Genomic DNA, 17,376 nt, shown 5'->3' on the forward strand with positions numbered 1-17,376 from the left:
GTCTATTCTTATTAGTCACTGTAATTTTTGCCTTTGTCTATTGGTCAGGGAGAGAGAAGATGAAGTTAATGAAGCGGAGCGTCGCGCTGGCGCTGATCGCCGCCTGGGGTCTGGTTAGCCTGCCCGTGCAGGCCTATGAAAAAGATAAAACCTATAAAATCACCATTCTGCATACCAACGATCACCACGGCCATTTCTGGCGCAGTGAATACGGCGAATACGGTCTGTTGGCACAAAAAACGCTGGTGGATGGCATTCGTAAAGAGGTGGCAGCCCAGGGGGGCAGCGTACTGCTGCTGTCGGGGGGCGATATCAATACCGGTGTGCCGGAATCTGATTTACAGGATGCGGAGCCTGATTTCCGCGGCATGAATCTTATTGGCTACGATGCGATGGCCGTCGGTAACCATGAATTCGATAACCCGCTGACGGTGCTGCGTCAGCAGGAAAAATGGGCCAAATTCCCGTTCCTCTCTGCCAACATCTACCAGAAAAGCACCGGCGAGCGACTGTTCAAACCCTGGGCGCTGTTTAAGCGTCAGGATCTGAAAATTGCGGTCATCGGGTTAACCACCGACGATACGGCAAAAATCGGCAACCCTGAGTTCTTTACCGATATCGAATTCCGTAAACCGGCAGACGAAGCGAAGCTGGTCATTCAGGAATTGCAGCAGAACGAAGAGCCGGATGTCATTATTGCCACCACCCATATGGGCCACTACGACAACGGTGAGCACGGCTCGAATGCTCCGGGTGACGTGGAGATGGCTCGCAGCCTGCCTGCGGGCTCGCTGGCGATGATTGTGGGTGGTCATTCACAAGACCCGGTCTGCATGGCGTCAGAGAATAAAAAGCAGGTCGACTACGTGCCAGGCACGCCGTGTGCTCCGGACCGTCAGAACGGTATCTGGATTGTGCAGGCGCACGAATGGGGTAAATACGTGGGGCGTGCGGACTTTGAGTTCCGTAACGGCGAGATGAAGCTGGTGCACTATCAGCTCATTCCGGTCAACCTGAAGAAGAAAGTGACTTACCCTGACGGGAAAAGTGAGCGCGTACTCTACACCCCGGAAATTGCCGAGAACGCACAGATGCTCTCCCTGCTGACGCCCTTCCAGAATAAAGGCAAGGCGCAGCTGGACGTGAAGATTGGTACGCTGAATGGTCGTCTGGAAGGGGACCGCAGCAAAGTTCGCTTTGTGCAGACCAATATGGGGCATCTGGTGCTGGCGGCACAAATGGCGCGCACAAATGCCGATTTTGGCGTGATGAGCGGCGGCGGCATCCGCGACTCCATCGAAGGCGGAAACATAACCTATAAAGATGTGCTGAAGGTTCAGCCGTTCGGTAACATCGTGGTGTATGTCGACATGAGCGGTAAAGAGGTGATTGACTATCTCACCGCCGTGGCGCAGATGAAGCCGGATTCCGGCGCTTATCCGCAGTTTGCCAACGTCAGCTTTGTGGCAAAGGGCGGCAAGCTCAACGACCTCAAAATCAAAGGCGAGCCGGTCGACCCTGCCAAAACCTACCGCATGGCAACATTAAGCTTTAACGCCACCGGTGGTGACGGTTATCCACATATCGACAATAAACCGGGCTATGTGAATACCGGGTTTATCGATGCGGAAGTGCTGAAGCAGTTTATCGAGCAGAATTCACCGATCGACGTGAATACCTATGAGCCGAAAGGCGAGGTGAGCTGGCAGTAGTGCGGTTTTGTGTCGGGGGGCGGCTACGCCTGACCCGGCCTGTCTGAGAATCGTCGGCCCGGTAAGCACAGTGCCTCCGGGCCACTTCCTCAATCCCGTCGCGCAATATCCGCAAATGTCGCGTCCAGTATTTTCGCCAGATCGCCTGCGGACAGTTCAATATCCAGCCCGCGTTTGCCGCCGGAAATATAAATGGTGTCGAACGTCTGCGAAGGGGCATCAATCAGCGTCGGCAGGCGTTTTTTCTGCCCGAGCGGGCTGATACCGCCAACAAGGTAACCGGTAGTGCGTTGCGCAACCATCGGATCGGCCATATCCACCTTCTTTGCCCCCAGCGCTTTGGCCACTTTCTTGAGATCCAGCTGCCCGGCAACGGGCGTTACCGCGACGGCGAGGTGTTTCATATCACCGTTCACCGCCACCAGCAGCGTCTTATAAACCCGATCGGCGTTCAGCCCCAGTTTGCGCACCACTTCATCACCAAAATTCGTTTCGCTGGGATCGTGATCGTAGGTGTGGATCCGAAAGGGAATGTTGTTTTTTTCGAGTAATTTAACGGCGGGAGTCATAGCTATCCTTCTTACGACAGACAATTCATGCTGACAGCATACGCCTGACGTTTGTCTAAAAAATAGCACCATCTTGCGCAATAGTATTGGCAGTGATGGTCACTTTGAGCGACAATCGGCTCAACCGAAGGTCTCCTTCGGCATAATAAAAACGATGAAATTCCTCTTTGACGGGCCAATAGAAATATTGGCCATTTTTTTTATTTCAGCAGTGACGGCAAATTCCCTTCTCCGTACAAATGTAACGCCCCGACAGCGACCACGTAACGTCCCGCAGGTAACGCAAGCAGCGTCTGCTGCCAGGCTTTGTTGCGCTCGTTCATCAGCACATCATACAACGATTCACTGAACGTCGACGGCAGCGCCAGTTTACCGTCCGTGGGCGGCGCATTCAGCCACCAGCCGATCATCGTTTGCAACAGACGCGCGTTGGTGTGCCAGTGGGTCAGGGTATCATCCAGCAGCATCAGCCCATCATCAGGAAGCTGGCGCAGCAGGGCTATCTGGCTGTCCGTGCCTTCGAGCTCAATGACTGACAAATGGCGTGCTCTCGCAGCATTCAACAGCTGGTAATCAATACCGTAATCCCCGCGTAGCCCCAGACGCTGCGCCTGGGTTGCCTGCAGGACCATCGCGATTTGCCACAGCGGCAGTGTGTCCAGCATGGAGAGCGACACGCCCGTCTCATCTGCGACGCGCGTCAGTTCAGCAAACTGCGTGTCGTTCAGACGTTCAGCCAGGGGGAGATCGCTTTCGAGGCCGGCAAACGGCGACGTCTGGCCCGAAATATCCGCTTCAACGACCAGCGCATCGGCGCTCTTCAGCAGTTTCATCAGACCAGCTGGCAGCGGGGACATATCCTGCGTGCCCATATGGATGCTGCCCACCAGGTGAAGGTGCTGCCCGCCGGGAAGCGAGATGTCCATGCCGGGCCAGGCATAACGGCGGGGGAAGAGGGCGCGAAACGATGTTTTTATACGATTAAACAGACTCATACGCGCTCCATAAACGGAAAGGTTCATGCTAGCGCGTAGGAGAAGAAGGTTCAATCTTTCGGTTTAAACCGCAACAACCGGTTTGCGTTGCTCACCACGGTAATGGACGAGAGCGCCATCGCCGCACCCGCGACAACCGGGTTCAGCAGCGTGCCGGTCAGCGGCCACAAAATACCGGCAGCAATCGGGATACCGAGCGAGTTGTAGACGAAGGCACCCAGCAGGTTCTGCTTCATGTTGCGCAAGGTGGCTTTTGAAATCGCCAGCGCGTCCGCAACGCCCATCAGGCTGTGACGCATCAGGGTGATGGCGGCCGTCTCAATGGCGACATCGCTACCGCCCCCCATCGCAATACCCACTTCCGCCTGTGCCAGCGCCGGCGCATCGTTAATCCCGTCACCGACCATCGCCACCTGGCGACCCTGGCTTTGCAGCGTCTTAATGGCATCTGCTTTGCCGTCAGGTAACACCCCGGCAATGACCTCGTCAATCCCAGCTTCCCGGGCGATGGCGTTCGCCGTCACAGGATTATCCCCGGTCAACATCACCAGGCGATAGCCCGCGCGATGCAGGCGTTGCAACGCCTGCACGCTGTCCTGGCGTAGCGGATCGCGAATTGCCAGCAGCGCCGCGGCCTTGCCATCAACGGCAAGCAGAACCGGGGTTGCGCCCTGAGAGGCCTGAGCTTTCAGGTCTTGTTCCAGGGCTGAAGTCTCAACGCCGTGCTCCTTCAGCAGTGCCTGATTCCCCAGCAGCAGCGTGTGCCCTTCGGCGGTACCGCTGACGCCTAAACCGCGCAGGGTGCGGAAATTGCTCACCTGCGGCAGGCTGGCATTCCCGGCTTTCTCAATAATGGCGTGGGCCAGCGGGTGGCTGGAGCCTTGTTCAAGCGCCGCGGCGAGACGCAGCGCGTCATCCTGCGTGATGCCTGCCGTTATCACGGCCACTACCTGCGGTTTCCCTTCCGTCAGCGTGCCGGTTTTATCAAACACCAGCGTGTCCAGCGTGCTCGCCCGCTGCAACGCATCGGCATCCCGTACCAGCACGCCAAATTCAGCGGCACGGCCTACGCCTGAGATGATCGACATTGGCGTGGCAAGACCGAGCGCGCAAGGACAGGCAATGATCAGCACCGTGGTGGCAATCACCAGGGTATAAACAATTTGCGGTGCCGGGCCGAAGACATACCAGATAGCCGCGCTCAGCAGCGCGATACCGACCACGACCGGCACAAAAATGGCGGAGATTTTATCGGCCAGCTGACCAATTTCCGGCTTACTGCTCTGTGCCTGACGCACCATGCGAATAATGCGTGACAGCGTGGTATGGCTGCCGACGGCACTGGCGGTGAAAAGCACGCTACCGTCCTGCACCACCGTACCGGCATGAATGGCATCGCCCTGGGCTTTCTGTTGCGGGACGGGCTCTCCGGTCAGCATCGCTTCGTCAAACCAGGCTTCGCCCTGAGTGATTTCACCGTCGACGGGAACGCGGTCGCCGGTGGTCAGGCGCAGCGTCATGCCGGGTTGAACTTCAGCCAATGGGACATTTTTTTCACCTGCATCCGTCACGACGCGCGCGGTCGGTGGGGTTAAATCCAGCAGGCGCTCCAGCGCTTTGGAGGAGCGCTGACGGGCGCGCGCTTCAAGCATATGGCCGAGGTTAATCAGGCCGATAATCATCGCGCTCGCTTCATAATAGAGATGACGCGCTTCCATCGGGAACCACTGGGGCCAGACGTTGACGCTCATGGAGTACAGCCACGCCGCACCCGTGCCGAGTGCGACAAGGGTGTCCATCGTCGCGGTGCGATTTTTCAGGCTTTTCCAGGCGCTGGAGTAGAAGTGACCGCCTGCGAAGACCATCACGGCAAGCGTAATCAACCCAATGACCAGCCACAGCGTGCGGTTATCGTCGGTGACCATCATATTGTCACCGATCATACCCCACACCATGACCGGCACCCCAACCAGCAGCGCGACGATGGCCTGCCAGCGGAAGCGTTTCATGGTGGCGACGGCCGTTTCCTGCTGGCGTTCCCGACGTTTGAGGTCATCTTCGATGGCCTCTGCGCCGTAGCCCGCTTTTTCAACGGCCTGCACTAAATCTGCGGCGGAGGCACTGCCCATCACCAGCGCAGTACGCTCCGCAAGATTGACCCGTGCCTGCGCGACACCCGGTACAGCCTGCAAGGCATTTTGTACCCGGGAGACGCAGCTGGCGCAGCTCATGCCGTTGATCAGCAGCTGTTGGCTGTCATCAATATCATCAGCTACCGGAAGCTCAGGAGTGGCCGCTGTCAGTGCTTCCGACGGGGATGATGACTCTGCCAGCGGTTTAGCCTTTGGGTGGCTCAGCTCCGCCCCATAACCAGCCTGTTTGATCGTATCAATCAGCGCATCCGCACTGGCGCTACCGGTGACGGCGGCGTGATCAAGGGTCACTTCAGCGCTGTCTACATCAGGACGCTGTTCCAGACTTTCTTTAACGCGTTTGACACAGTGGCCGCAGGAGAGGCCGTCCAGTGTCAGGTCAATAGTGTGAGACATAACAAAACTCCCGTATAATGATCTGGTCAGATGTTGACCGGCATAACGCTTTTCGCTAACTGTTATGAAGGTTAAACCTTCCATCAAGGGGAAGGTCAAGGGGGAAATGTGAATATCAGTGATGTTGCGAAAAAAACCGGATTGACCAGCAAAGCGATCCGTTTTTATGAAGAGAAGGGGCTGGTGACACCGCCGCTGCGCAGTGAAAATGGCTACCGCAGTTATACGCAACTGCATCTTGATGAACTGACGCTGCTGCGCCAGGCGCGGCAGGTGGGATTTAACCTTGAAGAGTGCGGCGAGCTGGTCACCTTATTTAACGATCCGGCGCGCCATAGCGCAGACGTGAAAAAACGTACGCTGGAGAAAGTGGCTGAGATTGAACGCCACATTACCGAGTTACAGGCGATGCGTCAGCAGCTTCTGGCGCTGGCGGAATCCTGTCCGGGGGATGACAGCGCCGACTGCCCGATTATCGATAATCTGTCCGGCTGCTGTCATCGTAAGGCTCATGCCTGACAGGCTTTAACCCGCAGGGTTATCCCTTCCACCGCAATGACCTCAACCTGCGTGCCGGCGCTGAGGTCATCGTCGGCCACCACGGGCCATGAACTGTCGCCCACGCGCATATGTCCGCGCCCGTTAACCAGCGCCGTGTCGAGCGTAAAACGTTTGCCGACAATCTGCTGCCCGCGCTGATTGAGGTGGGCGTCGAGCGGTTTCTGCTCTGTCACCTGGCGGTTAAGCCAGCGCCACCACAGCCAGGCGGCCAACAGCGTCAGCACGGCAAATAACGCCCCCTGCCACGCCCAGTCCAGGGGCAGTAGCCAGACCACTAACCCGGTAATGACAGCGGCAACACCGCTCCAGAGCAGGTAACCGTTGCCGCCAAGCATCTCCGCGGCCAGCAATAAGCCACCGAGGCTTAGCCAGAATGCATGAGGATGTGCGACGATTAGCTCAATCATTTTTTGCGCTCGTTTCCGCTGTCTTTGATAAGTTCAGTGATCCCGGCGATGGAGCCCATCAGGCTGCTGGCATCCAGCGGCATCATCACCACTTTGCTGTTGTTCGCGGAGCCAATCTCTTTCAGCGCGTCAGTGTATTTTTGCGCAACAAAGTAGTTCACCGCCTGGATATCACCTGCTGCAATTGCTTCAGAGACCATCTGGGTGGCGCGGGCTTCCGCTTCTGCAGAACGTTCACGGGCTTCCGCCTGTAAGAAGGCAGACTGGCGTTCACCTTCCGCTTTCAGGATCTGCGACTGTTTTTCCCCTTCGGCTTTCAGGATCTCTGCCTGACGTACCCCTTCAGCTTCCAGAATGTAGGCGCGTTTGGTCCGTTCCGCTTTCATCTGCGCGTTCATGGAGGCGATCAGCTCTGCCGGTGGACGCACGTCGCGGATCTCAATACGGGTGACTTTGATCCCCCACGGGTTGGTGGCCTCGTCGACAATGTGCAGCAGGCGGGTGTTAATGCTGTCGCGCTGAGAGAGCATTTCGTCCAGCTCCATTGAACCGAGCACGGTACGAATGTTGGTCATCGTCAGATTTACGATAGCCAGCTCCAGATTGCTGACTTCATAGGCCGCTTTTGGGGCATCAATAACCTGAATAAAACAGACCGCATCAATGGTGACGTTGGCGTTATCCTTGGAGATCACTTCCTGAGAAGGAATATCCAGCACCTGTTCCATCATATTGATTTTACGTCCAATCCTGTCCATGAAAGGGACAATCAGGCTTAAACCCGGCTGGAGCGTGTTGGTGTAGCGGCCAAAGCGTTCAACGGTCCACTGATACCCCTGTGGGACAATTTTGACGCCAGCGCCGACAATAACCAGCGCAACGAAAATAAGGACAGGTATAACGATAAGCATAAAAACCTCCTGTTTTGCATGCTGTGACGAAGGGAACTGCGTGTGTGTTATAAGTCAGTATATCGGCTATCGGGCTGAAATTCGCCCCTGTAAAGAAGGGGGCGCGACGAATACCGGTAAAACCTTTACTCCAGCCATCGACACACCCTATTCGCGCTGCGTTCGTGAAAGGATTATTCTACGCGTGGTTGCAATAAAGGTGGTTACAGGATGCATGATGAACAATAAAAATACGCTCTTGCAGGTCAGGGATGTCGGTTTTCGTGTGGCAAATACCACGATCCTTCAGCATGTCGATTTTTGTCTTTCCCCGGGGGAGTTCAAACTGATAACAGGGCCGTCAGGCTGTGGCAAAAGTACGTTATTAAAGATAGTCGCTTCACTGCTCAGCCCTACTGAGGGCGCTATTCTGTTTGAAGGGCAGGATATCGCGACGCTGTCGCCAGAAAGCTATCGCCAGCAGGTCTCTTACTGCGTGCAAACCCCTTCGCTGTTTGGGGACACGGTTTATGACAACCTGGTCTTTCCGTGGCAAATCCGTCATAAAACGCCGGAGCCAGAAAAATTTATCGCCGATCTGGCCCGCTTTGGCCTGTCGAAAGAGACGCTGACTAAATCCATCAATGAATTATCGGGCGGCGAAAAGCAGCGTGTTTCGCTGATTCGCAATCTGCAGTTTTTGCCGAAGATATTGTTACTGGACGAGATCACCAGCGCGCTGGATGAGGTGAACAAACGCAACGTTAACGAGATTATTCATCGTTACGCAAGCGAGCAGAATATTGCCGTGCTGTGGGTTACGCACGATTCAAACGAAATTACCCATGCGGATGACGTCATTACGCTTGAGCCGCAGGGCGGGAAAATGCAGGAGGCAAACCATGGGTGAGCATAATATTACGAATACGTCGCTGGCGTTTTCGATGGTGCTGGTACTGATCGCTATTGTGGTGAGCTACCGGGAAAAGCTGGGTCTGGAGAAAGATATTATCTGGAGTATCTGCCGCGCGGTTATCCAGCTCATTATTGTCGGCTATGTGCTGAAGTATATTTTTAACGTCAACCACGCGGTGCTGACGCTCCTGATGGTGCTGTTTATCTGCTTTAACGCGGCGTGGAACGCGCAGAAACGCAGTAAGTATATCGATAAGGCGTTTGTCTCATCGTTTATCGCCATTACAACCGGGACGGCGCTGACGCTGGCGGTGCTGGTGGTGTCCGGCTCAATCGAGTTTACGCCAATGCAGGTTATCCCTATTTCCGGGATGATTGCGGGGAACGCTATGGTGGCTGTAGGACTGTGTTACAACAACCTCGGCCAGCGGTTTAGCAGTGAACAACAGAAGCTGCAGGAGAAATTAAGCCTGGGGGCGACACCGAAAATGGCCTCGGCGGTACTGATCCGCGACAGCATCCGCTCGTCGCTGATCCCAACGGTGGATTCCGCAAAAACGGTTGGGCTGGTTAGCCTGCCGGGAATGATGTCGGGGCTGATTTTTGCCGGTATCGATCCGGTCAAAGCCATTAAATATCAGATCATGGTGACCTTTATGCTGCTCTCTACGGCCAGCCTGTCGACCATCATTGCCTGCTATTTAACCTATCGGAAGTTCTACAACGCGCGCCACCAGCTGGTGGTGACGCAGTTGAAAAAGGCGGGGTGACCGCCTCTTTTGCAGGCCCGGTGAGCGCTAGCAGCACCGGGCCAGTTCATCAGTAGAGCAGGGCGTACAGCTGACGGCGGTACGTCGACGCCAGCGCATCGCCGGTGCCCAGCGCGGCCAGGATCTCCTGGAACATTTTCCGCGCCTGACCGTCGGCGGCACCCAGATCGTTTTGCAGATGGCTGAACAGCAGTGCCAGCGCTTCTTCGTTACGTCCCACCTGATGCAGCTGCAGCGCCAGCTGGCTTGCCAGCGCGGCATCGGTCGGGTTATCGGCAACCTGCTGTTGAAGCTGCTGGATCTCCGGCGTATCCGCCGCCTGTTTCAGCAGATCGATCTGCGCGACCAGACCCTGATAACGGGTATCCTGATCCTGCAGTGGAATGGTCTTCAGCACAGCTTCTGCATCGTCGGAACGGTGCAGGGCAATCTGCGTTTCCGCAAGGAGCAGGCCAATCTGGCTGTCCTGTTTCGACAGCTGCCACGCCTCTTTGAGCAGCGGCAGCGCTTCGTCGTATTTGCCTTCCTGCATCAGTCCCATGGCTTCCTGCGCCTTCAGCTCTTCCTCGCGTGGCAGGACTTTATCCAGCAGGGCGCGGATTGCTTCTTCAGGCTGTGGCCCCTGGAAGCCATCAACAGGTTGCCCATTCTGGAACAGATAGACGGTAGGAATCGCGCGCAGGCCAAACTGAGACGCCACCATAGGCTCAGCGTCACAATCCAGTTTGGCGAGAATGAACTGGCCATTGTATTGCGCGGCAAGGCTTTCGAGTACCGGCGTCAGCTGCAGACAGTGTTGGCTACGCTCAGACCAGAAGTAGAACAGCACCGGTTTGGTCATGGACTGTTCGAGGGTCTGTTGCAGGTTTGCTTCAGTAATATTGACGATATTCTGTACGGACATGCGGCCTTCTCTTTTATCGGTTTGTTATTTACATGGGGGTTAGCGACGACGCTTCAACTCAACCGTGTAAAATTTTGTCCATCATCCGGCCCGGCAGCAGGCGTTTTAACCAGCCTACCGCATGGGTTACCAGCGTCACCGGATAGCGCATTTTTGGGTTTTCGCTCTCAAAAGCATGGCGCACTTTAGCGACGACTGCTTCCGGCCCGAGCGTAAAGCGTGCGGCGATACCGGGGTTTTCGACCGGTTTATCCGCCTGGGTCTGGTTAACGTTTTCCGTAAAGCGGGTGCGGATAGGGCCCGGCTCAATCAGGCTGACCTTAATGCCGCTGTGACGCAACTCCATGCGCAGGGCATCGGACCAGGCCTCCAGCGCATATTTGCTGGCGGCATAGGCCCCGCGGCCCGGGGTTGAAATCAGCCCCATCACGGAGGAGGTCATCACAATGCGTCCTTCACCGTGCGGCAGCATGGCGGGGAGCAGGCGCATGGTGAGCTGATGGACGCCAAAGAAATTGGTGGAAAACTGTTTTTCCAGCTGTTCGCGGGTGAGCGTGTCCAGGGGACCATACACGCCGTAGCCGGCATTGTTAAAAAGGCCGTACAGACGGTTGTCGGTCAGGGTCAGCACCTCATCGGCAGCGCGTTCCACGCTTTCCGGTGAGTCTAAATCCAGTAACACACCGGTAAAGCCCAGCCCGTTCATGCGTTCGACGTCGTCGGGTTTACGGCAGGCCGCCAGTACCCAATATCCCTGACGCTTCAACTCGAGTGCACTTTCAAGACCGATTCCGCTGGAACATCCTGTAATTAAGACCGATTTTTGCATAACTTTACCTGTCAGGATCTCCGCTGAATTAGGAGTCATGTTTAACTAAAGGGGCCAGCCGTGTTGCCATCCAGTCGGCAATAAACGGCTGCGCATCGCGATTGGGGTGGATCCCATCGTCTTGCATCCACTGGGGTTTGAGATAGACCTCTTCCATAAAAAATGGCAGCAGCGGAATATCAAACTCGTTGGCAAGCTTTGGGTAGATCGCGCTAAAGGCTTCATTATACCGACGTCCATAGTTGGCGGGCAGGCGAATTTGCATCAGCAGCGGTTGCGCATTCGCAGCCTTAATATCCTTAAGGATCGTGCGCAGGGTCTGTTCCGTTTGCTGAGGCTGGAAACCACGCAAGCCATCATTACCGCCCAGCTCAACCAGCACCCATCGCGGTTGATGCTGTTTGAGCAAGGCTGGCAGGCGCGACAAGCCTTGCTGCGAGGTATCACCGCTAATGCTGCCATTAATAACCGTTGTCTTACTCTGCCATTTGTCATTGAGCAGAGCTGGCCAGGCCGCGTTGGCCGCCATGCGATAGCCTGCACTCAGGCTGTCACCGAGAACCAGTAACGTGTCCGCTGCCGCCGCGCGGAAGGTCATCAGGATTAAAAACAGGAAGGGCAAATGCCAGCGGAAAACATTGTTGAAGTTCATCGTCTTAAGAAGTCCGTCGGTCAGGGGGAACACGAGCTTTCCATCCTCACCGGAGTTGAACTCGTTGTCAAACGCGCCGAAACCATTGCGCTGATTGGCGAGTCCGGCTCCGGGAAGTCCACGCTGCTGGCCATTTTAGCCGGTCTGGACGACGGCAGCAGTGGAGAGGTCAACCTGGTCGGGCAACCGCTGCATCAGCTTGATGAAGAGGCGCGTGCCGCGCTCCGCGCACGTCATATCGGGTTTGTCTTTCAGTCCTTCATGCTGATCCCGACGCTCAATGCGCTGGAAAACGTTGAACTGCCGGCACTGCTGCGCGGCGGTAACAGCCGTGAAAGCCGCGCCCACGCGAAGGCATTGCTGGAGCAGCTTGGGCTTGGCAAACGCCTCGACCATCTTCCGGCGCAGCTTTCCGGCGGGGAGCAACAACGTGTGGCCCTGGCCCGGGCGTTTAACGGCCGCCCGGACGTGCTGTTTGCGGATGAGCCTACCGGAAACCTCGACCGAAAGACCGGGGATAAAATTGCCGACCTGCTGTTTTCGCTCAACCGTGAACACGGTACCACGCTGATTCTGGTGACCCACGATCCGCAACTGGCTGCCCGCTGCGACCGTCGCCTGCGGCTGGTTAACGGTGAACTGCAGGAGGAAGCATGATTGCCCGCTGGTTCTGGCGCGAATGGCGCTCGCCCACGCTGTTGATTGTCTGGATGGCGTTAAGCCTGGCGGTAGCCTGCGTGCTGGCGCTGGGCAGCGTCAGCGATCGCATGGAGAAAGGGTTAAGCCAGCAAAGCCGCGAGTTTATGGCCGGAGACAGGGCGCTGCAAAGCTCGCGTCCCGTCCCGCCGGGCTGGCTTGAGGAGGCGCGTAAGCGTGGACTGAAGGTGGGGGAACAGCTGAGCTTTCAGACCATGACCTTTGCCGGCGATACGCCGCAGCTGGCGAGCGTCAAAGCCGTCGACGACCTTTACCCGCTGTACGGTGAACTGCAGACCAGCCCGCCTGGCTTAAAGCCGAAACCGGGCACGGTGCTGCTGGCGCCACGTTTAATGGCGCTGCTGAACCTGAAAACGGGTGACAGCATCGACGTGGGTGACGCCACGCTCCGTATCGCCGGGGAGGTGGTTCAGGAACCTGACTCCGGCTTTAACCCGTTCCAGCTTGCCCCGCGCTTGCTGATGAATACCGCTGATGTGGCGAATACCCATGCCGTGCAGCCGGGAAGCCGCGTCACCTGGCGCTATAAGTTTGCGGGAACGCCCGCCCAGCTTGACGCGTATGAAAAATGGCTGCTGCCGCAGTTAAAACCGGAGCACCGCTGGTACGGACTGGAGCAGGACGAAGGGGCGCTTGGTAAATCTCTCGAACGTTCTCAGCAGTTCCTGCTGCTTTCAGCGCTGTTAACCCTGCTGTTGGCCGTGGCAGCGGTGGCGGTGGCCATGGGGCACTACTGCCGCAGCCGATACGATCTGGTGGCGATCCTCAAAACCCTCGGCGCGGGCAGCGCCCAGCTGCGTAAGCTGATTGTCGGCCAGTGGCTGATGCTGCTGGTGTTGTCAGCACTCACCGGTGGGGCGATGGGGCTGCTGTTTGAAAAGCTGCTGATGGTCATGCTGAAACCGGTACTGCCTGCCGCACTTCCACCGGCCAGCCTCTGGCCGTGGCTGTGGGCGATTGGCGCGATGATGGTGATCTCGGTGCTGGTGGGGCTTCGCCCGTACCGGCTGTTGCTCGCGACGCAGCCGCTGCGCGTGCTGCGCCGTGACGTGGTGGCCAACGTCTGGCCGCTGAAGTTCTATCTTCCTGTCATTGTTGCGGTGTCGGTTGGGTTGTTGGCCTGGCTGATGGGCGGCAGCACGCTGCTATGGGCCGTACTGGCCGGGGCGGTGGTGCTGGCGCTGCTGTGTGGTGTGGTCGGCTGGGTGCTCCTTAATGTGCTTAAAAAGCTGACGGTGAAGTCGCTTCCCGTGCGGCTGGCGGTGAACCGTCTGCTGCACCAGCCCTGGTCTACGCTGAGTCAGCTGTCTGCCTTTTCACTGTCATTTATGCTGCTGGCACTGCTGCTGGTGCTGCGCGGCGATCTGCTGGATCGCTGGCAACAGCAGCTTCCGCCGGAAAGCCCGAACTATTTCCTGATCAATATCGCCCCTGAGCAGGTGACACCGCTGAAGACGTTCCTGGCGGAACACCAGATTGTGCCGGAGTCGTTCTACCCCATCGTCCGTGCGCGTCTGACGCAGATCAACGGCCAGTCCACGGAGGGAAACAAGGATGAAGCGCTTAACCGCGAACTGAACCTGACCTGGCAGGAGAAACGTCCAGATCACAACCCGATTACCGCCGGCAGCTGGCCGCCGAAAGCGGGTGAAGTGTCGATGGAAGAGGGGCTGGCGACGCGTCTGAACGTCAGGCTGGGCGACAGCGTGACCTTTACCGGCGATACCCAGGACTTTAGCGCTAAGGTCACCAGCCTGCGTAAGGTGGACTGGGAAAGCCTGCGGCCGAACTTCTTCTTTATTTTCCCCGCAGGCGCACTGGACGGACAGCCGCAAAGCTGGCTCTCCAGTTTCCGCTGGGAAAACGGCAACGGTATGCTGACCCGGCTGAACCGCGAATTTCCGACGGTCAGCCTGCTGGATATTGGCGCGATCCTTAAACAGGTCGGGCAGGTGCTGGAGCAGGTCAGCCGGGCACTGGAGGTTATGGTGGTGCTGGTGACGATCTGCGGCGTACTATTGCTGATGGCCCAGGTGCAGGTCGGGATGCGGCAGCGTCATCAGGAGCTGGTGGTCTATCGCACGCTCGGGGCGAGTAAGCGACTGCTGCGCACCACGCTGTGGAGCGAGTTCGCCCTGCTGGGGCTGGTCTCGGGTCTGGTGGCGGCGATGGGTGCTGAGACGGCGTTAGCCGTGCTGCAGACCCGCGTCTTCGATTTCCCGTGGGAGCCTGACTGGCGACTGTGGTTCACGCTGCCGGTCTGCGGTGCGGTGCTGCTGTCGCTGTGCGGCGGCTGGCTCGGCACGCGATTGCTAAAAGGGAAAGCGCTGTTCCGTCAGTTTGCCAGTTAGTTCAAATCCGTGATAATTACGCACCGGTTTATCTGCTGGTGCGTAATAATTTAGCAGCACAAATCGGTAATACCCATGCGTTTAGTAGCACAAAACATTAAAAACCCGCGCACACAGCAAGATTATTTCCAGTTAATATTCACCTGCTAAATATTTAGCAGCGTGTCTATAAAGGAAAAATAATGACTATAAAAAAATCAGCGCTGGCAGTAACAATTGGCGCAGCAGTGGCATTGACCTCCTTCGCTTCTCAGGCGGAAATCACGGTTCTTAAACAAGACCCTCAGGCAGGTAACCCGCTGAGCCGTCTTAACTTTACCGTTGGCGGCAGTATTCGTCCTCAGTTCAACATGATGACGGGCGACGGCGATAAAGGCTCCTACAAACGTAATGGCTTCGACGGCGGCACCCGTTTCCGTTTCGCAGCAGATTACTATCTGTTTGATGACATCAGCTGGATCAGCTACTACGAGCTGGGTGTGAACATTCCGGCGCTGTTCAACTGGGATAACCACTACGCTGAAGGTGCTAACGACACCTCTCGCCGTATGCTGTACACCGGTCTGAAGAGCGACACCTGGGGTACGCTGACCTTCGGTCAACAGAACAGCGTTTACTATGATGTGGTTGGCGTGAAAACCGATATCTGGGACTACGACATGATTGGTCAGGCTCCAGGTAACGGGATCAACGGTGACTACGACGGTTCTTATCGTTCACGCAAAATGCTGAAATATAAGAAAACCGTAGGCGATGCGGATATCTATGCATCCTACCTGTTTGAAGACAGCGAATACCTGCCGGGCAATGGCCTGCGTTACAAACGTAAAGGCGGCGGTTCACTGGGTCTGGATTACCACCTGACCACCGATCTGACCTGGGGCGCAGCGTGGAACTACACCCGCGCGGACATGCGTAACCCGGACAACGGCGACAGCAAATCTTACGACCAGAATATCCTCGGTACCGCGCTGAGCTGGACGCCGGATAACTGGACCTTCTCGGCTGGCGGCGGCTGGTACCAGAACTTCCTGACCACCAAAAAAGTGTCTACTGACAACTACTTTGCCGGTGATGCATGGGGTATTGAATACTTCGCAGGGTACAAATTCCCAATCGATCAGTATGCGGTGAAATCCATCCAGCCTTACTTCATGGGTGACCGTATTGAGTACGTGAATGGTCGTAACTACCAGCGTATCGATAACGGCGTGGGTGTTAGCGTCCAGCTGGACTACGGTTTCCGTGTTGATTACGAACACGTGTTCACCTCCAGCACGGATAACCTGGGCGACATGAACCTGGTGCGTCTGCGTTACGACTTCTAAGTTCAGTCAGCAGGGAAGTCACCCCGATATGAAAACGGCAACCCTGGGTTGCCGTTTTCTTTTTGCGCGTGATTCAGCGATTGAGCCAGTCAGCCACGTCCTCAAACGTTCCGCGATACACAATCTTCTCCGCCTTTTTTGCCAGCTGCCAGGTGTACATCGGGTCGTAATAGTCGTTCAGCAGCGGGGCAAGCCAGCGTAAATGCGCGTCGGTGCTGCCAGAACGTTGTTGCTCCTGCAGGGCGGAATCCAGCAGCGCCGTAAAGTCTGCAAAGCGCTGCAGCCCCAGACGGCGGCGAATGGCAAACAGGCCGTGGTGCAGGTATTCGCTGTACGCGTTCCAGCCCGCCTCTTCGCCAAAGGCAGCAGAAAAATCCGCCCACATATGGTCGAAATACTCTTCACGCAGGCGTTCAAGACGGACATCAAACGGGTCTTCTACCACCACAACAGGCGCCTGAACCATGCGGTCTCGCAGGCATTCCGGCAGGTGGTTGGAACCAATCATCCGCCCTTCATCCTCCAGCACCCAGCGTGCGGTCTCTTTTTTCAACAGCACGACGGCGAGCTGATTTTCGAAGCTCGCCTGCGAAAGCTGTGGTGTAAGCGTGCGGCCAAACGACGAGCCGCGATGGTGTGCCAGCCCTTCCAGATCCACGCCCTGCGCGTGCTGTTTCACCAGCAACGTTTTGCCGCTCCCGGTACAGCCGCCGATCAGCACCATCGGTTTTTGCACCTGCTCAGCGGTTACCTCAATCGCGGTCTGACGCAGCGCTTTATAGCCGCCTGCGATCAGCGGGTAATCCACGCCGCGCGCTTTCAACCAGGCTTGAGTGATATGCGAGCGTTGACCGCCACGCGCGCAGCAGAGGTAGCCGGTGGGGTGGGAGAGACAGGCTTCGCGCCAGGCGTTAATGCGCATCTCACGGGTACTGCCTGCGACCAGGCTATGGCCGAGAGCAAGCGCAGCGTCCGGCCCCTGGCGTTTATAGCAGGTGCCGACGGCGGCGCGTTCATCATCGTTCATCAGAGGCAGGTTGATTGCCGCAGGCATCGCGCCCTGGGCGAATTCGATCGGCGCGCGAACGTCGATTAAAGGGGTATCGGATGCGAGGATCGCGCGATAGTCCGTTCCATCGTTCATGGTTTTTCCAGAAGAAAACTAAGCTGCAATGGGCGGGGATTGTACGCCGGGGAGGGGGAAGGTCAACTCCCCGGCAGAGGAGT

16 protein-coding genes are annotated in these 17,376 nt (G+C 56.9%); 7 read left to right on the forward strand and 9 right to left on the reverse strand.

The window, feature by feature from the left end; all coding sequences use genetic code 11:
- The first annotated feature begins 59 nt into the window (after positions 1-59).
- Positions 60-1,712 carry a bifunctional UDP-sugar hydrolase/5'-nucleotidase UshA gene (ushA, locus tag HV340_RS05210; protein WP_181216349.1) on the forward strand — a complete coding sequence of 551 codons (1,653 nt, stop codon included), beginning with the start codon at positions 60-62 and terminating at the stop codon, positions 1,710-1,712.
- Between the two features lie 89 nt (positions 1,713-1,801).
- Here ushA and ybaK read toward each other — a convergent pair whose 3' ends face one another.
- The 3 genes from ybaK to copA all read right to left on the reverse strand — a co-directional run bounded on the left by ybaK (position 1,802) and on the right by copA (position 5,825).
- Positions 1,802-2,281 (reverse strand): Cys-tRNA(Pro)/Cys-tRNA(Cys) deacylase YbaK, encoded by a 480-nt coding sequence (gene ybaK / locus HV340_RS05215; protein WP_020885175.1) that lies wholly within the window; start codon positions 2,279-2,281, stop codon positions 1,802-1,804.
- Between the two features lie 200 nt (positions 2,282-2,481).
- Entirely contained in the window at positions 2,482-3,276 is a 795-nt protein-coding gene (locus tag HV340_RS05220) for a TraB/GumN family protein (RefSeq protein ID WP_059305803.1), read from the reverse strand.
- Positions 3,277-3,326: 50 nt separating this feature from the next.
- Positions 3,327-5,825: a copper-exporting P-type ATPase CopA gene (copA, locus tag HV340_RS05225; RefSeq protein ID WP_063925409.1), complete on the reverse strand. Its 2,499-nt coding sequence runs from the start codon at positions 5,823-5,825 to the stop codon at positions 3,327-3,329.
- A 108-nt stretch (positions 5,826-5,933) separates the two neighbouring features.
- Between copA and cueR the strand changes: the two genes are divergently transcribed.
- Positions 5,934-6,344 carry a Cu(I)-responsive transcriptional regulator gene (cueR, locus tag HV340_RS05230; RefSeq protein ID WP_014168923.1) on the forward strand — a complete coding sequence of 137 codons (411 nt, stop codon included), beginning with the start codon at positions 5,934-5,936 and terminating at the stop codon, positions 6,342-6,344.
- Here the strand turns inward: cueR and HV340_RS05235 are convergent.
- Both HV340_RS05235 and HV340_RS05240 read right to left on the reverse strand, forming a co-directional pair.
- The gene (locus tag HV340_RS05235; protein ID WP_014168924.1) at positions 6,335-6,793 is read right to left on the reverse strand and encodes an NfeD family protein; all 459 of its coding nucleotides are present in this window, start codon (positions 6,791-6,793) and stop codon (positions 6,335-6,337) included. The two genes, cueR and HV340_RS05235, sit on opposite strands and share 10 nt — an antisense overlap.
- Positions 6,790-7,704 (reverse strand): SPFH domain-containing protein, encoded by a 915-nt coding sequence (locus tag HV340_RS05240; RefSeq protein WP_014168925.1) that lies wholly within the window; start codon positions 7,702-7,704, stop codon positions 6,790-6,792. Before HV340_RS05240 ends, HV340_RS05235 begins: the two co-directional genes overlap by 4 nt.
- Positions 7,705-7,921: 217 nt before the next feature.
- On the opposite strand from HV340_RS05240, the gene fetA reads away from it, so the two are divergent.
- Together fetA and fetB are read left to right on the forward strand one after the other, a co-directional pair.
- Positions 7,922-8,593, forward strand: coding sequence for an iron ABC transporter ATP-binding protein FetA (fetA, locus tag HV340_RS05245; protein WP_063925408.1), 672 nt, complete (start codon positions 7,922-7,924; stop codon positions 8,591-8,593).
- Positions 8,586-9,368 (forward strand): iron export ABC transporter permease subunit FetB, encoded by a 783-nt coding sequence (fetB, locus tag HV340_RS05250; RefSeq protein ID WP_020885171.1) that lies wholly within the window; start codon positions 8,586-8,588, stop codon positions 9,366-9,368. Before fetA ends, fetB begins: the two co-directional genes overlap by 8 nt.
- A 49-nt stretch (positions 9,369-9,417) precedes the next feature.
- Here fetB and HV340_RS05255 read toward each other — a convergent pair whose 3' ends face one another.
- Genes HV340_RS05255 through tesA form a run of 3 tightly spaced genes read right to left on the reverse strand, consistent with a single transcriptional unit; the run spans position 9,418 to position 11,753 of the window.
- Positions 9,418-10,272, reverse strand: a complete 855-nt coding sequence (locus tag HV340_RS05255) for a co-chaperone YbbN (RefSeq protein WP_025204830.1) — start codon at positions 10,270-10,272, stop codon at positions 9,418-9,420.
- Between the two features lie 58 nt (positions 10,273-10,330).
- Entirely contained in the window at positions 10,331-11,140 is an 810-nt protein-coding gene (locus HV340_RS05260; protein ID WP_086532865.1) for an SDR family oxidoreductase, read from the reverse strand.
- Complete coding sequence (gene tesA, locus HV340_RS05265) at positions 11,130-11,753, reverse strand: multifunctional acyl-CoA thioesterase I/protease I/lysophospholipase L1 (RefSeq protein ID WP_025206538.1); 624 nt, start codon at positions 11,751-11,753, stop codon at positions 11,130-11,132. The genes HV340_RS05260 and tesA overlap by 11 nt, the downstream gene beginning before the upstream one ends.
- On the opposite strand from tesA, the gene ybbA reads away from it, so the two are divergent.
- From ybbA to HV340_RS05280, 3 genes are all read left to right on the forward strand, one after another.
- Positions 11,724-12,410, forward strand: coding sequence for a putative ABC transporter ATP-binding protein YbbA (gene ybbA, locus HV340_RS05270; protein WP_014168931.1), 687 nt, complete (start codon positions 11,724-11,726; stop codon positions 12,408-12,410). The two genes, tesA and ybbA, sit on opposite strands and share 30 nt — an antisense overlap.
- The gene (gene ybbP / locus HV340_RS05275) at positions 12,407-14,821 is read left to right on the forward strand and encodes a putative ABC transporter permease subunit YbbP (protein ID WP_181216350.1); all 2,415 of its coding nucleotides are present in this window, start codon (positions 12,407-12,409) and stop codon (positions 14,819-14,821) included. Before ybbA ends, ybbP begins: the two co-directional genes overlap by 4 nt.
- 182 nt (positions 14,822-15,003) lie before the next feature.
- A complete protein-coding gene (locus tag HV340_RS05280) occupies positions 15,004-16,149 on the forward strand; it encodes a porin (protein WP_014168933.1) in 1,146 nt (381 codons plus the stop codon).
- 73 nt (positions 16,150-16,222) lie between these two features.
- On the opposite strand, the gene mnmH is transcribed toward HV340_RS05280, so the two are convergent.
- Positions 16,223-17,293, reverse strand: coding sequence for a tRNA 2-selenouridine(34) synthase MnmH (gene mnmH / locus HV340_RS05285; RefSeq protein WP_063925406.1), 1,071 nt, complete (start codon positions 17,291-17,293; stop codon positions 16,223-16,225).
- Positions 17,294-17,376 lie beyond the last annotated feature (83 nt).

Origin of the sequence: Enterobacter sp. RHBSTW-00975 (genome assembly GCF_013615235.1) — a bacterium.
GTDB lineage: Bacteria > Pseudomonadota > Gammaproteobacteria > Enterobacterales > Enterobacteriaceae > Enterobacter > Enterobacter ludwigii.

Coding starts and splice junctions, on each gene's coding strand:
- ybbP (WP_181216350.1), top strand. CDS start 12,407: ATGATTGCCCGCTGGTTCTGGCGCGAATGGCGCTCGCCCACGCTGTTG.
- HV340_RS05235 (WP_014168924.1), bottom strand. CDS start 6,793: ATGATTGAGCTAATCGTCGCACATCCTCATGCATTCTGGCTAAGCCTC.
- HV340_RS05240 (WP_014168925.1), bottom strand. CDS start 7,704: ATGCTTATCGTTATACCTGTCCTTATTTTCGTTGCGCTGGTTATTGTC.
- ushA (WP_181216349.1), top strand. CDS start 60: ATGAAGTTAATGAAGCGGAGCGTCGCGCTGGCGCTGATCGCCGCCTGG.
- HV340_RS05260 (WP_086532865.1), bottom strand. CDS start 11,140: ATGACTCCTAATTCAGCGGAGATCCTGACAGGTAAAGTTATGCAAAAA.
- HV340_RS05280 (WP_014168933.1), top strand. CDS start 15,004: ATGACTATAAAAAAATCAGCGCTGGCAGTAACAATTGGCGCAGCAGTG.
- fetA (WP_063925408.1), top strand. CDS start 7,922: ATGAACAATAAAAATACGCTCTTGCAGGTCAGGGATGTCGGTTTTCGT.
- tesA (WP_025206538.1), bottom strand. CDS start 11,753: ATGAACTTCAACAATGTTTTCCGCTGGCATTTGCCCTTCCTGTTTTTA.
- fetB (WP_020885171.1), top strand. CDS start 8,586: ATGGGTGAGCATAATATTACGAATACGTCGCTGGCGTTTTCGATGGTG.
- ybaK (WP_020885175.1), bottom strand. CDS start 2,281: ATGACTCCCGCCGTTAAATTACTCGAAAAAAACAACATTCCCTTTCGG.
- copA (WP_063925409.1), bottom strand. CDS start 5,825: ATGTCTCACACTATTGACCTGACACTGGACGGCCTCTCCTGCGGCCAC.
- HV340_RS05220 (WP_059305803.1), bottom strand. CDS start 3,276: ATGAGTCTGTTTAATCGTATAAAAACATCGTTTCGCGCCCTCTTCCCC.
- mnmH (WP_063925406.1), bottom strand. CDS start 17,293: ATGAACGATGGAACGGACTATCGCGCGATCCTCGCATCCGATACCCCT.
- HV340_RS05255 (WP_025204830.1), bottom strand. CDS start 10,272: ATGTCCGTACAGAATATCGTCAATATTACTGAAGCAAACCTGCAACAG.
- ybbA (WP_014168931.1), top strand. CDS start 11,724: ATGCCAGCGGAAAACATTGTTGAAGTTCATCGTCTTAAGAAGTCCGTC.